15 protein-coding genes are annotated in these 17,616 nt (G+C 60.3%); 7 read left to right on the top strand and 8 right to left on the bottom strand.

What is annotated here, in order from left to right:
* Positions 1-69 precede the first annotated feature (69 nt).
* Together QE432_RS16855 and QE432_RS16850 are read left to right on the top strand one after the other, a co-directional pair.
* Complete coding sequence (locus tag QE432_RS16855) at positions 70-402, top strand: MliC family protein (RefSeq protein WP_306625020.1); 333 nt, start codon at positions 70-72, stop codon at positions 400-402.
* A 182-nt stretch (positions 403-584) separates the two neighbouring features.
* Positions 585-857, top strand: coding sequence for a hypothetical protein (locus QE432_RS16850; RefSeq protein ID WP_003511845.1), 273 nt, complete (start codon positions 585-587; stop codon positions 855-857).
* On the opposite strand, the gene ppdK is transcribed toward QE432_RS16850, so the two are convergent.
* Positions 835-3,561: a pyruvate, phosphate dikinase gene (gene ppdK, locus QE432_RS16845; RefSeq protein WP_306625017.1), complete on the bottom strand. Its 2,727-nt coding sequence runs from the start codon at positions 3,559-3,561 to the stop codon at positions 835-837. The two genes, QE432_RS16850 and ppdK, sit on opposite strands and share 23 nt — an antisense overlap.
* A gap of 228 nt (positions 3,562-3,789) precedes the next feature.
* Here ppdK and QE432_RS16840 point away from each other — a divergent pair, with 228 nt between their 5' ends.
* A complete protein-coding gene (locus tag QE432_RS16840) occupies positions 3,790-4,767 on the top strand; it encodes a VOC family protein (RefSeq protein ID WP_013635635.1) in 978 nt (325 codons plus the stop codon).
* 270 nt (positions 4,768-5,037) lie between these two features.
* On the opposite strand, the gene QE432_RS16835 is transcribed toward QE432_RS16840, so the two are convergent.
* From QE432_RS16835 to QE432_RS16825, 3 genes are all read right to left on the bottom strand, one after another.
* Entirely contained in the window at positions 5,038-8,505 is a 3,468-nt protein-coding gene (locus tag QE432_RS16835) for a chromosome segregation SMC family protein (RefSeq protein ID WP_003511835.1), read from the bottom strand.
* A gap of 84 nt (positions 8,506-8,589) precedes the next feature.
* Positions 8,590-9,270: a DsbA family protein gene (locus QE432_RS16830; protein ID WP_003511833.1), complete on the bottom strand. Its 681-nt coding sequence runs from the start codon at positions 9,268-9,270 to the stop codon at positions 8,590-8,592.
* A gap of 128 nt (positions 9,271-9,398) precedes the next feature.
* Positions 9,399-9,911: a DUF721 domain-containing protein gene (locus QE432_RS16825; RefSeq protein WP_003511832.1), complete on the bottom strand. Its 513-nt coding sequence runs from the start codon at positions 9,909-9,911 to the stop codon at positions 9,399-9,401.
* A 97-nt stretch (positions 9,912-10,008) separates the two neighbouring features.
* On the opposite strand from QE432_RS16825, the gene mutY reads away from it, so the two are divergent.
* Positions 10,009-11,112 carry an A/G-specific adenine glycosylase gene (gene mutY, locus QE432_RS16820; RefSeq protein WP_065702726.1) on the top strand — a complete coding sequence of 368 codons (1,104 nt, stop codon included), beginning with the start codon at positions 10,009-10,011 and terminating at the stop codon, positions 11,110-11,112.
* The gene (locus QE432_RS16815; RefSeq protein ID WP_003511829.1) at positions 11,109-11,720 is read left to right on the top strand and encodes an HAD family hydrolase; all 612 of its coding nucleotides are present in this window, start codon (positions 11,109-11,111) and stop codon (positions 11,718-11,720) included. The genes mutY and QE432_RS16815 overlap by 4 nt, the downstream gene beginning before the upstream one ends.
* Before the next feature lie 336 nt (positions 11,721-12,056).
* Here QE432_RS16815 and QE432_RS16810 read toward each other — a convergent pair whose 3' ends face one another.
* Positions 12,057-13,199, bottom strand: coding sequence for a site-specific DNA-methyltransferase (locus tag QE432_RS16810; protein ID WP_003511827.1), 1,143 nt, complete (start codon positions 13,197-13,199; stop codon positions 12,057-12,059).
* Positions 13,200-13,431: 232 nt separating this feature from the next.
* Between QE432_RS16810 and QE432_RS16805 the strand changes: the two genes are divergently transcribed.
* Complete coding sequence (locus tag QE432_RS16805; RefSeq protein WP_306625014.1) at positions 13,432-14,532, top strand: hypothetical protein; 1,101 nt, start codon at positions 13,432-13,434, stop codon at positions 14,530-14,532.
* Here the strand turns inward: QE432_RS16805 and QE432_RS16800 are convergent.
* Positions 14,492-14,953 carry a DUF1284 domain-containing protein gene (locus QE432_RS16800; protein WP_306627082.1) on the bottom strand — a complete coding sequence of 154 codons (462 nt, stop codon included), beginning with the start codon at positions 14,951-14,953 and terminating at the stop codon, positions 14,492-14,494. The genes QE432_RS16805 and QE432_RS16800 overlap by 41 nt on opposite strands.
* Before the next feature lie 215 nt (positions 14,954-15,168).
* The gene (locus QE432_RS16795) at positions 15,169-15,849 is read right to left on the bottom strand and encodes a GntR family transcriptional regulator (protein WP_013635630.1); all 681 of its coding nucleotides are present in this window, start codon (positions 15,847-15,849) and stop codon (positions 15,169-15,171) included.
* 191 nt (positions 15,850-16,040) lie between these two features.
* Between QE432_RS16795 and QE432_RS16790 the strand changes: the two genes are divergently transcribed.
* The gene (locus QE432_RS16790) at positions 16,041-16,730 is read left to right on the top strand and encodes an HAD family hydrolase (protein ID WP_003511821.1); all 690 of its coding nucleotides are present in this window, start codon (positions 16,041-16,043) and stop codon (positions 16,728-16,730) included.
* 196 nt (positions 16,731-16,926) lie between these two features.
* Here the strand turns inward: QE432_RS16790 and QE432_RS16785 are convergent, their stop codons facing one another.
* Positions 16,927-17,466 (bottom strand): PilZ domain-containing protein, encoded by a 540-nt coding sequence (locus QE432_RS16785; protein WP_162690541.1) that lies wholly within the window; start codon positions 17,464-17,466, stop codon positions 16,927-16,929.
* Positions 17,467-17,616: the final 150 nt, after the last annotated feature.

Raw genomic sequence — 17,616 nt, 5'->3', positions numbered from 1 at the left:
CGAATCATCAATTTTAAATGCAATTATCCTAATATAATTATGGGAAACAAAATTGCACCGAGAAAAAATATGAAAAAATCGTCTATAATTCTCCTGAGTATTTTCTCCTTCATTGCACTCCCTAATTTGACCGCAGCAGCGGAAACAACTGTTGATTCCGTATCCTATTCGTGCGCCAACAACGAAGTCCTACGTGTAGTTTACGTCAACGGCGCCGATGGAAAAAGCTTCGCGATCCTCCAGCAGATGGAAGAAATGATACCTATGGCGGAAACAATATCGGCGTCCGGAGCGGTTTATAACGCAATAGACCCGAACTATAGCTACACTTTGCGCACGAAAGGCAGCAACGCCTCGCTTGAAGATAGCAGGGGCACGATACTGGACGGCTGCTCAGAGTAATAATGCAAAACAAGAACGGGTGGCGGCCGCGGCCATCCCTGGCGTGAAAAAGAAGATTGCGGCATCAGGTAATAGACGATGCAACTTTCCAGTCTTCACCCGCTTTTCCCGATCATGAAACAGGCGTATCAATCGCGGCAATAAAAGTGCCGCCCGGCTGTCATGTTCTAGGGAGAAACAAAATGCGCGTTTCCATCGTCTTAGGTTCGCTCGCCGCTCTACTGGCGCTCACCGCCTGCCAGACGCTGACGCCGGAAGAGCGCCGGGCGCGGGATGAGGCGACATGCCGGGGTTATGGTTTCCGCCCCGGCACCGACCCCATGGCGGGTTGCCTTCTCGATCTGGAAATGGATCGCCGCGCCGACAACCGCGCCTGGCAGGCGCAGATGAACCGCGACATGTTCTATCGGCCGGTGGTGGTGGAGCGGCGGATCATCGTCCAACCAAACCCCTGACCGGAATGAAGGCGACATTGCTGGCGGTTTCACCCTGCCTTGCCCTTGCGGCAAGTGTCGCCTGCGCGGCGGCAAGACGCGCGATGGGTACGCGGAAGGGCGAGCAGGACACGTAGTCGAGATCCGCATCCTCGCAGAAATGGATCGAGGCCGGGTCGCCGCCATGTTCGCCGCAGATGCCGAGTTTCAGCTCCGGACGCGTCTGGCGGCCGCGCTCGGCGGCAATGCGGATCAGTTCTCCCACACCGTCGAAATCGAGCGAGATGAACGGATCGCGTTCAATAATGCCCTTGCGCTGATAGGTATTGATGAAACGTGCCGCGTCGTCACGGGAAATGCCGAAGGTCGTCTGCGTCAGATCGTTGGTGCCGAAGGAGAAGAACTCCGCAGCTTCCGCAATCACATGTGCGCGCAACGCCGCACGCGGCAACTCGATCATGGTGCCGGTCAGATATTCGAGCGTCATGCCGGTCTCTTCCGCCACCTCGGCGGCCACAGTGTCGATGACAGCCTTGACGTAATCGAGTTCGGACCGGAGGCCGACCAGCGGCACCATGATCTCAGGCACGACAGGCGCACCGGTGATGCGCGCCGCGGCAACCGCAGCCTCAAAAATGGCGCGCGCCTGCATTTCGGCAATTTCGGGATAGGAAATGGCAAGCCGGCAGCCGCGATGGCCGAGCATGGGGTTGAATTCGTGCAGCGCATCCAGCCGCTGGCGGAATACGGTCTGCGGCATGCCCATGGCGGCGGCGACCTCTACGATCTCGCCATCGCTCTTCGGCAGGAATTCGTGCAGCGGCGGATCAAGCAGGCGGATCGTCACCGGCAGGCCGTGCATGATCTGGAAAAGCTCGGTGAAATCCGAACGCTGCATCGGCAAAAGCCGGTCAAGCGCTGCCCGCCTGCCCTTTTCGCTTTCGGCGAGAATCATCTCGCGCATCACATGAATGCGATCGCCTTCAAAGAACATATGCTCGGTGCGGCAAAGACCTATACCTTCTGCACCGAAAGCACGGGCGGCGCGGGCATCGGCCGGTGTATCGGCATTGGTGCGCACTGTCATACGGCGCAGATTATCGGCCCATTGCATCAGCTTGCCGAAGTCGCCTGACAGTTCAGGCTGCGTCATCGGCACTTCACCTTTCATCACCCGGCCGGAAGAGCCGTCGATGGTGATGACATCGCCGCGTTTCAGCATGCAGCCAACGCCGATCAGCACCTTGTTGCGCATATCGACGCGCATCGAACCCGCGCCGGTAACGCAGGGAATGCCCATGCCGCGCGCCACCACGGCGGCGTGGCTGGTCATACCACCGCGCGTCGTCAAAATGCCTTCGGCGGCATGCATGCCGTGAATATCTTCCGGACTGGTTTCGATGCGGACCAGAATGACGCTTCGGCCTTCGGCTTCCGCAGCGACCGCTTCTTCCGAGGTAAAGACAATCTCGCCGGTTGCCGCACCCGGGGAGGCAGGCAGGCCGGAGCCGATGATGGGCCGGGAAATACCGGGATCGATGGTGGGGTGCAGCAATTGGTCGAGCGATGACGGCTCGATGCGGCAGACGGCTTCTTCCTGCGAAATCAGCCCATCCTCGACCATATCGACGGCGATTTTCATGGCGGCGCGTGTGGTGCGCTTGCCGGAACGGGTCTGGAGCATCCAGAGCTTGCCGCGCTCGATGGTAAATTCCAGATCCTGCATGTCGCGATAGTGGGTCTCCAGCCGCTTGCAGATCACCATGAACTCGGCGAAAGCCTCCGGCATCAGCTTTTCCATGGAGGGTTTGTCGGAACCCGACGCCAGTCTCGCGGCCTCGGTGATGGATTGCGGCGTGCGGATGCCCGCTACCACATCTTCACCCTGGGCATTGACGAGGAACTCACCGTAAAGCTCCGCCTCTCCGGTGGAGGGATTGCGGGTGAAGGCAACGCCGGTTGCCGATGACGAGCCGAGATTGCCAAAGACCATGGCCTGGACGTTGACCGCCGTGCCCCAATCGCCGGGAATATTGTGCAGGTGCCGGTAGGTCACGGCACGGTGGTTCGTCCAGCTGGCAAAGACTGCGCCGATAGCGCCCCAGAGCTGAACATGGCAATCCTGCGGGAAAGCCTCTCCCAGCTCGTCCTCGATCAGTTGCTTGTAAAGCGCAACGACATGCTGCCACTCGACCGCCGACATATCGGTATCGTATTCATGGCCGAGCCGGCCTTTCTCGTCTTCGAGAATTTCCTCGAACAGCTCATGGTCGAGACCCATGACGACATCGGCATACATCTGGATGAAGCGGCGATAGCTGTCCCAGGCGAAACGGGCGTCGCCTGCATCGTGGCCCAGCGCCTGCACCGTGCGGTCGTTGAGGCCGAGATTGAGCACCGTGTCCATCATGCCCGGCATGGAGGCACGCGCGCCTGATCGGACCGACAACAGCAGCGGTGTCTGGCGGCCGCCGAATGTCTTGCCGGTCACGGCTTCCATGCCGTGAAGGCCGGCCATGACCTGCAGCTTCAGCTCTTCGGGGAGATCGCGGCCGTTCTTGTGATAAAGGGCGCAAGCATCGGTTATGATGGTGAGGCCGGGGGGAACGGGAAGGCCGAGACTTGCCATTTCGGCAAGGTTTGCACCCTTGCCGCCCAATATAGCAACGTCACCTGCCCGGCCTTCGGCAGCACCGTTGCCGAAGGTATAAACCCACTTTTTCATTCCACGCTCTCCACCCAGAAGCGTTGTCATTTTTCTATCATCTACAGCATTGGCAGCATGTTGGAAACGCCACAACGTCCAGTTTACATCGCAGTGCAGCATAATTGCGGCGAATTGCGCGCCAGAATTGCCGCAAAAGCAAAATAACAGCGTTACTGACGCATTCGTGTAGTGCGCAGAAACGGAGTGTTCCCTAAGCCATCCACATCGCCCAAAAAGAGATTATTCATGCAATTTACTCGCCGCCACACGTTGAAATTTGCCGGAATTTCTTGCGCCGCCACCGCCCTTGCCGGTGCTCTTAGAGCAGAAGGCGACCCACCAGCAGCAAGTGCAGGCACCGCCCTTCCCTTTGCGCTGACCACGCCGATGCATGTCAGTCAGGCAGCGCTTCGGGTGCGCGATCTCGATCCGATGATCGATTATTACCGTTCCGTGCTCGGGTTGAATGAGGTTGCGCGCAACGCACGGGGCGTGACGCTCGGCGCCGGCACCGTTCCCCTGCTTGATCTCGTTCACAAGCCAACGGCGGATTATGAAAGCCCCACCTCAGCCGGCCTGTTCCACATCGCCTACCTGATGCCCACCCGCAAGGATCTGGCGCGGTGGCTGGTACATGCGGCGTTAAGGCAGGTGCCGCTCACGGGCTTTGCCGACCATAATGTCAGTGAAGCGGTCTATCTCAACGATCCCGAAGGCAACGGCATCGAGGTTTACAGCGACCGGCCGAAGGACACATGGGTCTGGAGCGGCAGCGTGGTTAAAATGGGGACCGAACCGCTCGACGTCGATGATCTCGTAACGCTGACCGACACCAAAAAGAGCGATTACGAGGCCGCACCTTCCGGCATGCGCATCGGGCATATTCACCTGCGGGTCGGCGAGATTGCCACCGCACGCGCCTTTTACGAGGAAGCCGTCGGTCTCAAACCGACGCAGGATGCCCGTTCGGATGCCTCCTTCCTGTCATCGGGCGGATATCACCACCATCTGGCCGTCAACACATGGAACAGCCGGGGCGCGAAAGAGCGCAACGCCACCGAAACCGGCCTCGACTGGTTCTCTCTTGCCATCAAAAATCCCACGGACCTTGAAGCGCAGAAAACGCGGCTGCGGGCGGCCGGTTATGTGCTGGTGGAGATGGAAAACAAGGTTGTGGAAGCGATTGATCCGTGGGGCACGCGGCTGCGGTTGGTGCCGGTATAAGAGGGCGGCAAGTCGGCTGGTTTCCTGTGACTGGTTGAGGAACGAGGGACGCGAGGCACAAGACCAAAAAAAGCCTTGCGAGGCCACGGCAGCGACCTCGCAAGGCTTTCCATCCGGTACAGGAAACCGGATGGGGGGTCTGGAAAGAGCCCAAATTCCTTTCAAAAAGACATAGCAAAATGCCGCGCATTGTCGCCCACCCGAATGGGTGATGCGGCCAGATAAATTCGCGATGGACAAGGCTTAAGGGGTAGACCCGGAACGGGAAACTCAGACGGCTTCGCGCAGTTGCTCGGCAGTCTGCAAATCCACAGAAACCAGTTGCGACACGCCCTGTTCGGCCATGGTGACGCCGAAGAGACGGTTCATGCGCGCCATGGTGATGGGATTGTGGGTGATGATGACGAAACGCGTTTCGGTGGAGGCAACCATTTCGTCCATCAGATTGCAGTAACGCTCGACATTATGGTCGTCGAGCGGCGCGTCCACCTCGTCCAGCACGCAGATCGGTGCGGGATTGGTGAGGAAGACTGCAAAGATCAGCGCCATGGCCGTCAGCGCCTGTTCACCGCCGGAAAGCAGCGTCATGGTCTGTGGCTTCTTGCCAGGAGGACGGGCGAGAATTTCCAGGCCGGCTTCCAGCGGATCGTCGGATTCGATCAGCTGCAATTCCGCCGTGCCGCCACCAAACAGATGGGTGAAAAGCCGCTGGAACTGCGAATTGACCACATCGAAGGCCGCAATCAACCGTTCACGGCCTTCGCGGTTGAGGTTCTGGATACCGGCGCGCAGCTTGCGCACAGCGTCGATGATATCGTCGCGTTCCTTGATGAGGGCCGCGAGCTTGGCGGACAGCTCCGCCTGCTCTTCCTCGGCACGCAGGTTGACGGCGCCCAGCCTCTCACGCTCGATCTTCAGCCGGTCGAGATCGCGCTCGACATCGCGAATATCTGGCTTCGGCTGGTCGGGACCAAGGCCGGTCAGGCGCAACGCCATATGCGGCTCGGTATTTAGCGTTTCGCGGATGCGATGTTCGGTTTCCTGCCGCTTCTCGCGGGCGGAAACAAGCCGCTCTTCGGCGCGGCCGCGCTTTTCACGGGCTTCTGCCAGTTCGGAAAGAGCGGTGGTTGCAACGCGGTCGGCGGCGCGTTGCAGGTTTTCCGCCTCCGCCAGCCGGTCCGCGGCCAAGCGGCGGGCGTCTTCGGTTTTCTGAAGCTCGGTCAGGAGGTTGCGGCGTTTCTCGTCGAACTCTTCCGGCGCAATGTCCAGTTCGGCGATTTCCTCGCGCGCCTCTTCCTCACGCTCGCGCAGGGTGGCGATGTGATCGGCGGCACTGGCGGCCCGCGATGCCCAGGTGGAGCGCTCCTGCGCGATTGCCTGAAGCCGGCGCTGGCGGCTTTCCGCCTCGCGGCTCACCCCCTCGTGGCGGGCGCGCGCTTCTGCCAGCAGGCCACGGTCTGTCGCGACTTCCAGCTGGCTTTCACGCAGGCGCAGATCAAGGGCGGAAAGATCCGGTGCATCTTCCATTTCGATGCGGGCGTTTTCTTCCTGAACGACGATCTCGTCGATCTGCGCGCCGATCTGGTTCAGCGCTTCCGAGACGATATCCCGGCGGCGCAGAAGATCGCCCGAGGCGCGTTCGGCTGATGTCAGCGCCTCTCGTGCCTCGGCAAGATGACGCGTCACCAGTCGGCTTCTGTCGCGCACTTCCGAAAGCCGCAACTCGGCGCTTTTGATGTCGTCGGTCCTGATGGAGAGCTGTTCTTCGGCCTCCTCCAGACTGAAACGGGCCTCTTCCAGTTCCGTCTCGATTTCGGCAAGCCGGTTCTTTTGTGCCAGACGAAGGGCGGCGGCTCCCGGCGCATCAGCGCTGGCGATGTGGCCATCCCAGCGAAACAGCGCGCCCTCGCGCGTCACCAGCCGCTGACCGGCCTTCAGCGACGGCATCAGGCGCAAGGCTTCCGCAGTGTCGGCTGCAACGCCGATCTGGGCGAGACCGCGCCTTAATGCGTCCGGCGCCTGCGCATAGTTCAGAAGCGGCTTGACGCCCTGCGGCAAAGCAGGATCGCCCGCACCATCGCCATTGCCGGCCCAATAGGCGGGAGCAGCGGGATCAAGGGCACTTTCGAGGTCGTCGCCAAGGGCTGCACCAAGCGCTGCCTCAAAACCACGTTCCACCGTCATTTCTTCCGCCACCGGCGTGAAGCTGCCATTGGCGGCAGCACTGGCCGCCAGGATTTTGGTGATGGTGCGCGCTTCCGTATCCAGAGCGTTCAGCCGGTTTCTCGCCGTTTCCAGCGGGCCGCGCGCCAGCGCTTCGGCGGAACGCGCCTCGGCAACGGCGGCTTCGGCTTCCTCCGCCACGATCAGAGCATCTTCCACCGCGATCTCGGCTGCCTCGACCGCCTCGCGGCGCTCCGAAGGATCGGGAAGGCCGGAAAGTTTTTCATCGACGGCATCGATCTCGGAGGATGCCTCCTGCGACTGGCGTTCCAGCCGGAGTTTACGATCGGAAAGCTCGCGGATCGCCCGTTCCAGCTGCTGGCGCCCGGCGGCGGCCTCGGCGCGCTCGGCGGTGATGGCAGTGAAAACGGTTTCGCTTTCAGTCAGTTTAGCGGCAGCTGCCTCAAAGGCTTCGCGCATCTCTTCGGCATGACGACCGGAATCGGCGAGAATTTCGAGAAGGTCTGCCTCTTCCTCATCGAGCCGTGCAAGGATCTGGGCGTTATCAGAGACAAGCCGTTCTTCGCGAACGATGTCTTCGCCAAGCTGCGATAGACGGCGCGCCAGCTCATCACGGCGGCGCAGCAGGCGGTTAGCCTCGTCATCCAGCTGGGTGCGGGCAATCTGTAGACGTTGCAGGGCGGCAGCGACACGCGCTTCATCCTCGCGCAATTCCGGCAGCTTCAGGCTGGCAATGCCCTGCTGTTTGGCCGCCTCCATCTGCGCCTGCGCCTTTTCGGCAACGATGTTCGTGGCTTGATTAAGCGCGCTTTCCGCTTCGCCTTCGGCTTCCTTGGCTTCTACCCAGCGGATATGCAGCAGGGTCGCCTCGCGGGCGCGGATATCCGCCGACAGCATCTTGAAACGGTTGGCCTGCCGCGCCTGGCGTTTCAGGCTTTCGATCTGGCTTTCAAGCTGGGCGGTCACATCCTCCAGCCGCTCCAGATTGGTCTCCGCAGCACGCAGGCGAAGCTCCGCTTCATGGCGGCGGGAATGCAGGCCGGAAATGCCGGCCGCCTCTTCCAGAAGCTGGCGGCGGGCCTGCGGCTTGGCATTGATGAGTTCACCGATACGCCCCTGCCCCACCATCGAGGGCGAACGCGCGCCGGTGGAGGCATCGGCAAACAGAAGCTGCACATCCTTGGCGCGCGCTTCCTTGCCGTTGATGCGATAGACCGAGCCGTTTTCGCGCTCGATGCGGCGCGTCACCTGAATTTCATCGGCATCGTTGAAGGCGGCGGGCGCGGTGCGATCGGAATTGTCGAGATAAAGGCCGACCTCGGCGGTGTTGCGGGCCGGGCGATTGCCGGAACCAGAGAAGATGACGTCATCCATGCCGGATGCGCGCATGTTCTTATAGGAGTTTTCGCCCATCACCCAGCGAAGCGCTTCGACCAGATTGGACTTGCCGCAACCATTGGGACCGACGACACCGGTCAGACCCGGCTCGATGATGAATTCCGAGGGTTCAACGAAGGATTTGAAACCGACGACGCGGAGCTTGTTGAACTTCATGCCGCTCCGCTCCGCCTGAAATAACGGCAATAAAAAACGGGCGAACGGAAATATCCGCCGCCCGTTCCTTTGAGGGTTCGGCGATCAGAGCAGCTTGTCGATGACAGCCGACATGGTTTCAACCGACATGTCTCCCGCGTATTTCTTGCCGTTGATGATGAAAGTCGGCGTGGAGTTGACGCCGAATTCCGTCGCACCGCGTTGCATCGTTGCGTTCACATCATCCAGAAGCTTCTGGTTCGTCAAGCAGGCCTCGAAAGACTCCTGTGAGAAACCGGCCATTTTCGACAATTGCAGCAGGGCCGCACGGGCATCCTGGGCTGTTGCCCAGCTCTGCTGCTGCTTGAACAGCATGGAAACGAACGGGAAATACTGTCCTTCCGGTGCGCAGCGCGCCAGCATGAAGGCAGCAGCGGCACGCGGATCGAACGGGAATTCGCGGATGACGAAATAGGCCTTGCCGGTATCGATGTATTTCTTCTTGATCTCGTCAAAGGTCTTGTTGTGGAAATTGGCGCAATGCGGGCAGGTCATCGACATATATTCGACGATCTTGACGGGAGCGTTCGCATCGCCGAGCGCCGCTTCCGGCAGCGGACCGGGCTTCAACACCGCAGCCATATCCACGTCACCGGTGGATTCAGGCAATTCCTGCGCCTGGGCAACGCCCGGCGTGAAGGCAAACGGCAGGGCCGTGGCAAGGGCAGCAAGTGCAACGCCGCCGAGAAGGCTGCGACGGGAAATGGTCAGTTCGGAAAAATGCATGAAAGCACCTGTTGGTAATAGACTCTATTGTCTGTTGATTCCGATATAGCGACGGCCTGTTCATCACAAGCGGGGTTTTGAACTCTTCTTGTCAAAGAATTGTGACCAGTCAAGGACCGTGCGCGACATCAAATCGTCCCGCCCCGCGGCTTCTTCTTCTGCATCACCGCCGTGCCGAGCCTTTCCACTGCCTTGCGCAGCGCTTCGCTCTCTATGCCGTCCATCATGTCGTCGAGACGTTTTGCCGCATCACCGCGCAGCGGCGGCGGCTTTCGCCGGCGGGGAACGGGCTGCGATACCGGCTTCTGCACGATCCTGATCTGGCGTACCGCCGGAAAGCCAAAAAAGCCGTTGATGCGGGCGATGAGCTCGCCCTGTGCATGGGTGAGGAACAGAGCCCGCGCGCCTTCGCAGGCAATCGTCAGCACGCCCGGCTGGTAACCGCCGCGATCCGGCCCCTCGTCGCGACGCGGCCAGGTGATCTTTTCCGGCCGCGTGCAATCGGCAAAGTCATCGCCGGCGATCTCGTCCCACGAGCCGAGCAGCGCCGTGTTGATGCCCGCCCGTTTAGACAGGAGGGGATCCATGATGCCATTGGCTATTTCGGCAATCTGGATGACGCCTTTGCGTGGATATCGCATTTTTCACTCGGGTTTCAGGACCGGACAGTCCGGAGCTTCTTGATAGGTCGGTATGAATGGCCCAACTATAGGCCGAATCGAAGAGAAACGGCAAACCATGCTTCAAAAAACCGCCCCGTCATCGCACGCGCAGATGCTGCTCGCATGGTACGACCGCCACCATCGCGAGTTGCCTTGGCGCACCTCGCCGGCCATGGCGGCACAAGGAAAACGTGCCGATCCCTATCATGTCTGGCTTTCCGAAGTGATGTTGCAGCAGACGACGGTGCAGGCGGTTAAACCCTATTTCCTGAAGTTCCTCGCAACGTGGCCTCATGTCAGCGATCTGGCGGCGGCACCGGTTGAGGATGTGATGGCTGCATGGGCGGGACTTGGTTATTACGCCCGCGCCCGCAACCTGAAAAAATGTGCGGAAGCTGTGGCGAAAGAGCATGGCGGCGTCTTTCCCGATACCGAAGAGGGCCTGAAGAAGCTGCCCGGCATCGGCGACTATACATCTGCTGCCGTGGCGGCCATTGCGTTCAACCGGCAGGCGGCGGTGATGGACGGTAATGTGGAGCGCGTCATCTCCCGCCTTTTCGCCATAGATGCACCCCTGCCCGGCTCGAAACCCGCCATGAAGGCGAAGGTGGCGGAGCTTACGCCTCCCGACCGGCCGGGCGATTTTGCGCAGGCGATGATGGATCTCGGTGCGACGATCTGCACGCCGAAGCGCCCTGCCTGCGCGCTCTGTCCGTTCAATGGCGGCTGTCTGGCGCTTGCCCATGACGAGCCGGAGCGGTTTCCGGTCAAGGCCGCGAAAAAGGCAAAACCGGTGCGGCTGGGAGCCGCCTTCGTGGCGGTGAATGCAAGCGGCGAAATTCTGCTGCGGCGGCGCATAGAAAGCGGCCTTCTCGGTGGCATGACGGAGGTGCCGACAACAGCATGGACCGCCCGCGTGGATGGCGGCACCGACACGAGCCACGCGCCTTTTGCCGCGTCTTGGCAAGCGGCGGGCGTCATCGTGCATGTCTTCACCCATTTCGAGCTGCGGCTCACCGTCTATCGGGCACAGGTACCGGATGGGCTTGAAACCGGCGCGGATGACGGATGGTGGGAGCCGGTTACAAATCTTGACGCGCAAGCTTTGCCGACGGTGATGAAAAAAGTCATCGCACAGGCTATTCCATCCGCATTCGATGAAAGCAGGAAGTTTCGATGACCAAGATTGAGCATATCGTATTCGACATCGGCAAGGTGCTGATCCACTACGATCCGCATATTCCCTATAGCCGCCTCATTCCCGATGCCGACGAGCGCAAATGGTTCTTCGAGAATGTCTGCACCCATGACTGGAACCTCGAACAGGATCGCGGACGCGGCTGGGAAGACGCCGAGGCGCTGCTGATGGAGCAGTTTCCCGAGCGGGAAGAGCATATCCGCGCCTTCCGCAAGTTCTGGCATGAGATGGTCTCGCATTCCTATGACGACAGCGTCGCGATCATGACCGGCCTGATCGATAACGGTCACGACGTGACGATGCTGACCAACTTCGCCTCAGATACCTTCCGCGAAGCGCAGAAGATGTTCCCCTTCCTCACCCTGCCGCGCGGCGTGACGGTCTCTGGCGATGTGAAGCTGCTGAAACCGGATGTGGCGATCTACGAGTTGCACGCGAAGGAATTTGGCCTCGACCCTGCCGCAAGCATCTTCATTGACGATACGCTTGTGAATGTCGAAGGCGCCAAGGCCGCCGGCTGGCAGGCCGTGCATTTTACCGGAGCGGAAAAGCTGAAGCAGGATCTGCAATCCTACGGCGTGGATGTCTGACAGACCATCAGATCCAAAAAGAAAATTGGCGCAGGCGGAAATGGCGGTCTCCTGCCTGCGCCAGTCCTGCCGCAAGCGGCATGGGACAGCAATGTTTTCGTGAACTTTCCAAACCGGATTTTCACAACCATTGCTTTGCGTAGGACACTATGACCGTTCTCTTGCGCGAAACTTGTCTGGCTAAATTTAGATATTCAAAAATACCAACGCCCGACACCGAAGTGCCGGGCGTTGGTCGTTCTCCATCCGGGACTGAAGGTACTAAACCGGACGGAGACGTATGCTGACAATGGCGGGCGGTGGATCGTTGCCTTCAGCCTTTTGGGCTTTAGACTGTCAGGCCTTTGCCAGTTCACTGCGGATGATTGTTCTCAGATCATCGATAGGCTTCAGCTGGTCGCCATCCTCGAAGTGCCAGAACGTCCATCCGTTGCATGCGTCGAGACCCTGCACCTTTGCACCAAGACGGTGAATGGAGCCGGCAGTCCCGCCGGATGCAATCGTACCATCGGCACGAATAATGGCGCTATAACGGCGCTTTGCATCGGTCAGCACCTGGCCGGGACGGACGAGACCGCTTTCCACCAGAGTGTTGAAGGCAACACGCGGTTCGGCCCTCTTGCCGGTCATGACGGTCAGCTCCGCCTTGCCGAGCGGCTCGACGGCGGCGATGCGGGCAGAGGCCGCGTCGATGTAATCCTGTTCGCGTTCGATACCAACGAAGTGGCGGCCGAGACGTTTTGCAACCGCACCCGTGGTGCCGGAGCCGAAGAACGGGTCGAGCACGATGTCGCCAGGCTTGGTGGAGGCCATGATGATGCGTGCCAGCAATGCTTCCGGCTTCTGGGTCGGATGCACCTTTTTGCCGTCGTCACCTTTCAGCCGCTCATGGCCGCTGCAAATCGGGAACAGCCAGTCGGAGCGCATTTGCACGTCATCGTTGGAGGCCTTCAGCGCTTCGTAATTGAAGGTATAACCCTTGGCTTTCGGATCGCGGCTCGCCCAGATCATGGTCTCATGGGCGTTCTGGAAACGGCGGCCCTTGAAGTTGGGCATGGGATTGGTCTTGCGCCAGACGATATCGTTCAGGATCCAGAAATCGAGGTTCTGGAGCATGGAACCGACACGGAAGATGTTGTGGTAAGAGCCGATGACCCAGATGGTACCATTCGGCTTCAGCACGCGGCGGCAGGCCAGCAGCCAGGCGCGGGTGAAGGCATCATAGGCCTCGAAGGAGGAGAACTGGTCCCACTCGTCATCGACCGCATCAACCAGCGACTGATCTGGCCGGTGAAGCGTACCGCCAAGCTGGAGGTTGTAGGGCGGATCGGCGAAAATCGCATCCACCGACTGGCTCGGGAGGGCATCCAAGGCAGCGACACAATCACCTTTGATTATGCTGTCTTTCCAGGCGTCACTCTCGCCCGCACGATCAAAACCGGCACGCCGAAAATCGGCCAGCGGAAAAACTGCTGCCATTGGTACTCGCTCCATACGCTTACTCTCTACTGATGCTTATGGTTACCGAAGATGGTTATCAAAGCCTGAACAAGTCACGGAAAATGCGAAATAAATGGCTGTTGCGGCCGACACGCGCAATTTGCTGGCGCGGGCGGGGAACCCGAAGTGGCGCAAAAACGTTGTGCACAACAGGTTGTCCTGTTCCGCATGTCGGTGCTGGCAATACCGGCAACTCAGGGGGTAATCCGAAATGACGTCCGTAACGCGAGTGGCTTCTTTTTCAGTGCATGCCTTTTCCGCGGCTCTTCTTCTGGCGGCGCTGCCGTCAAGCTTGGGGGCGCAGGAGCCGGCACCGCTATACAACGTCGTCACCGACGCTGTGCTGTTCGATGGCGGCCCCTCGCTCGGCAACAGCGACAGGGTGCGTTGGGATTTTTACAAGGCTGACCGGGCCGGAGTGCGCAGCGACGTCAATGCCGGCGGCTCCTACGACGCCACCTTCGAAGCGAAGCTGCCGGCGGGCAAATATGTCGGCGTGGCAGCACTGGGCAACATCCGTCGCGAAATACCCTTTGAGGTGAAGGAGGGAAGCCTAACGAGGCCAAAGGCGAATTTCGACGCGGCGGAACTGACGGTGGTGCCAAAACGCAGCCCCGGCGGCGATGTGGAAAGCCAGGCGAAAACCGAAATCACCAAGGACGATTTCAAGGACAGCGTCTACGGGCAGAACACGACCTTCGTGCCTGCGGGCGAACTCCTCCTCACCGGCAGCATCGGCCCTGCGCGTGCGCAGGAAACGCTTGCCATCAAGGCGGGCGAGACGATCAGCCACGATCTAGTCATCCCGAGCGGCGTGGTCGTTGCCAAGGCGGCCTATACGGACGGTGGCAAGGCTGTGGAAACGGACGATATCCGTTTCGAAGCGCTTTCAGCCAAGGAGACGCTTGATGGCACTCGCCAGACCATCAACGGCGTTTACGGCACCGGCAAAACCATGGAAATGCCTGCCGGCGATTTCGTGATGCGCGCGCGTCTGGGCAAGGTCATGGTGGAACAGCCATTCACGGTAACTGCCGGAAAGCGCACCGAGATCAACCTCAACCTCGATGCTGGTGTTCTGGCAATCACGGCACCGGGTGCGGAGCGGATCGACATCGTCGAAACGACCAAGGACCTCCAGGGTACGCAAAAGGAAATCTCCGGCCGTTACGGCAACCGGCATCAGGAGACCCTGCATCCCGGCGATTATTCGGTGAAGGTGAGCTACGACAAGAAATCCGGGCGCGAGCCGAAGGAGATCAAGGCGACGGTCAAGGCCGCCGAGAGAACCGAGACGAATGTGCCGCAGTAGCAGTAAGCCGATGCCCGGCCGGGTGCGGCGGCGGCTCGCCAATCTTCACGCCGGTAAATCCTGATGTCGCGATGCGATCGCACAGCCTAATCCACTGGCAGCCGCGACAGGCCTGCCGGATGTCTCCGGCGGCGAAGGCCAGACGCATTTTCTCCAGTAGCTCCGGCGTTGCCCGCAGCCGCTTTCCGGCGGTGATTGTCTCGTTCAAAAGCGTTGAAACCGAAAGCCGGGCCGCCTCGTCCCTCTGCACCACGCCCTCGTTGAAACAGTGGGCATGGCTTTCGCACAACAGGCCAACGCAGATATCGTCCGGCCCATCGACCAGCTCGATATCCTCTTCGCCGGCGTTCAGCCGAGCGGCGACACGGTCGTAGTTTTCGACAAAACCGGAGGTATATCCCTTCCCCACATAGGTCAGCATGCAGAGAAGGTGATGGGGGCGAAGGCGGACCGTCACAGGGCGCGTTTCCGATCAAGGAAACAGATCGGCGGACAAAGGAAAAATCCGCTCCGTGATTTCGCCGTATCAGCAGCCATACATGCTCCCTTCACACACCGCGGATCGTCATCGCGGGCGGATATCGATAACCGACTTTTCCGGCGGAGTCCAAACGAGCCCAGCCAATCGTTCCCGGCCTATCCGACGATGGCAAAGGCGTCGTGCACCGAGCCTGAAGGGGTGCGGATTGCCTTGCGGCCGATCCATTGCACATGCCCGTCGAGAATTCGCACCGCCTCCTCGGCACGGCCGCCGCGCAATGCGTCGAGGATTGCGCGGTGATCGGTATCCGTGCGGCGCTCCCATCCTGCCCGCCAGGCGGAAAACAGGAACCGGGCGCTCGCGGCATGCAGGCCGTCGATCGCCTCCATCAGGCGCGGCATGTTGCAAGGCGCCGTGATGAGGCGGTGGAAGCGGCGATTGGCCTCTTCCCAATGCTGCACGTCGACCGCGCTATCGCCTTCGAGCGTGGCGGCCTCCGCCTGGTCGAGAATGGCTGAAGTCATGTTTGGAATGGCGTGGCGCAGGGCCAGAACCTCAAGCGCGGCGCGCATTTCCGCGACTTCGCGCACATCGGCGAGGCCGAAATCCGCGACCCGCACGCCGCGGCGCGGAATGCTGGCGGCCAAGCCCTGCGCCTCCAGCCTGCGGAACGCTTCGCGCACCGGCACATGCGATGCGCCGAATTCGGCGGCGATGTGATCCTGCCTCAGACGTTCACCCGGCGACAGCTCACCGCGCACGATGCGGTCAGCCAGTGTGCGGCTGATGCGTGCGGCAATGGTATCTTCGGGTCTGGTTTTCGCTGTCTTTGGCATAACATCCCATAACGCATCCGGCGCTGATCTGTGTAGCGGTTTTTGCACGCAGGAAACGCGCAAAGCCAAATCCCAGCTATGAGCCGGGCGCGACCGACCCTTGCGGGCCAGCCGGTTGAGATTGACGCGGACTTGGTCTAAAAGCCCGGGCATCACTTTTTTCCAAGGCAAATCCGATACAGGGAGCGCCCATGAGCGGCTTCGACCTCATTATTTTCGACTGTGACGGCGTTCTGGTCGATTCCGAAATCATCGCCGCACAGGTGGAGTCCCGCCTTCTGACCGAGGCCGGGTATCCGATCTCCGTCGAGGAAATGGGCGAGCGTTTCGCCGGCATGACCTGGAAGAACATCCTCCTGCAGGTGGAAAGCGAAGCCAGCATCCCGTTTTCCGCATCGCTGCTCGACAAGTCGGAAAAGCTGCTCGACGCGCGGCTGGAACGCGACGTGAAGATCATCGAGGGCGTCAAGTTCGCTCTGTCGCGACTGACGACACCGCGCTGCATCTGCTCGAATTCCTCCAGCCACCGCCTCGACATGATGCTGACGAAGGTGGGCCTGAAACCCTATTTCGCACCACATATCTACTCCGCCAAGGATCTCGGAGCCGACCGCGTCAAGCCGAAGCCGGATATCTTCCTGCATGGCGCAGCCCAGTTCGGCGTTTCACCGGATCGCGCCGTCGTAATCGAGGATTCCGTGCACGGCGTGCATGGTGCAAAGGCAGCCGGCATGCGCGTCATCGGCTTCACCGGCGCATCCCACACCTATCCCAGCCATGCCGACCGGTTGACGGATGCGGGCGCGGAAACGGTGATTTCACGCATGCAGGACCTGCCCGCCGTTATTGCAGCGATGGCGGAATGGGAAGGCGCTTTTTAATCTCTGGCTTTGTCACAAACGCCACTTCGTCATGCTCGGGCCTGTCCCGAGCATCTGCAACGCGTTGATTTTGCTATACGTGTTTGAATCCTCGGGACGGGCCCGAGGATGACGTTGCGTATGAGCCATGGTTTGTTTGCGATCTGCCCGGAAGCCCGCAAAAGCAGCCTCCGGTTTTTACATTTCGGCCGTCAAATCACCGGCGCTTGGTCTTGGCCTTAGCGCCCTGCTCGGCAAAACCGATATAGACACTGACCGACCTCGGTGCGCCGCCCGGTCCGTTGGGAATGGCGACATGATCGTTGTTGAAGATGAACTGCGTGCCGGCACTGCCTGCAGCAACGTCGATGGCGAAATTGGTCGTTTCGCCGTAAATCTCGCCGTCGCCGTCCTTAACGGTGACGCGGATCGGTACGGTCACGCGGCCGGGCTTCGACATCGGGCCGGGAACGAGACGGCCCTGAGCCAGCACGTTTACCGTCAGCGTGGTTTCGTTCGCGGTACAAGAGCGCGTCGTGTCTGACAGCGAAACCTGATAGGCGAGCTTCTGCGGATCGTCCTTTGCGCCACCGGCATAGACGCGGTGGACGGCATTGGCATCGAGAACCGTGACCGTCGGGCAGTTGGCCTGCACCACCGGAGCAACGGCATTTGCCTGCGCCGCCGGAGGGTTGACGGCAAGCGAGTCTGACGGATTGGAGGAATTGCATCCTGCAACAACGGCCAGAAGCGACATCGCGGCGGACAAACGCAAGAAATTCCCTGACACTCTTCTAATTCCCTCTCCATTGTCCCGGAACCGAACCGGAGACGCTGTTTATTGACCTTTCACGCAGGTTGGCGATGGTCTATAGCAGCGACGCCGGAAAAAATCGATTGGCATGTT

The organism is Agrobacterium sp. SORGH_AS_0745 (assembly GCF_030818995.1).
Classification (GTDB): Bacteria; Pseudomonadota; Alphaproteobacteria; order Rhizobiales; family Rhizobiaceae; genus Agrobacterium; species Agrobacterium tumefaciens.
The sequence above is the reverse complement of the archived record's forward strand: the minus strand, read 5'-3'. Positions and strand labels throughout refer to the sequence as shown.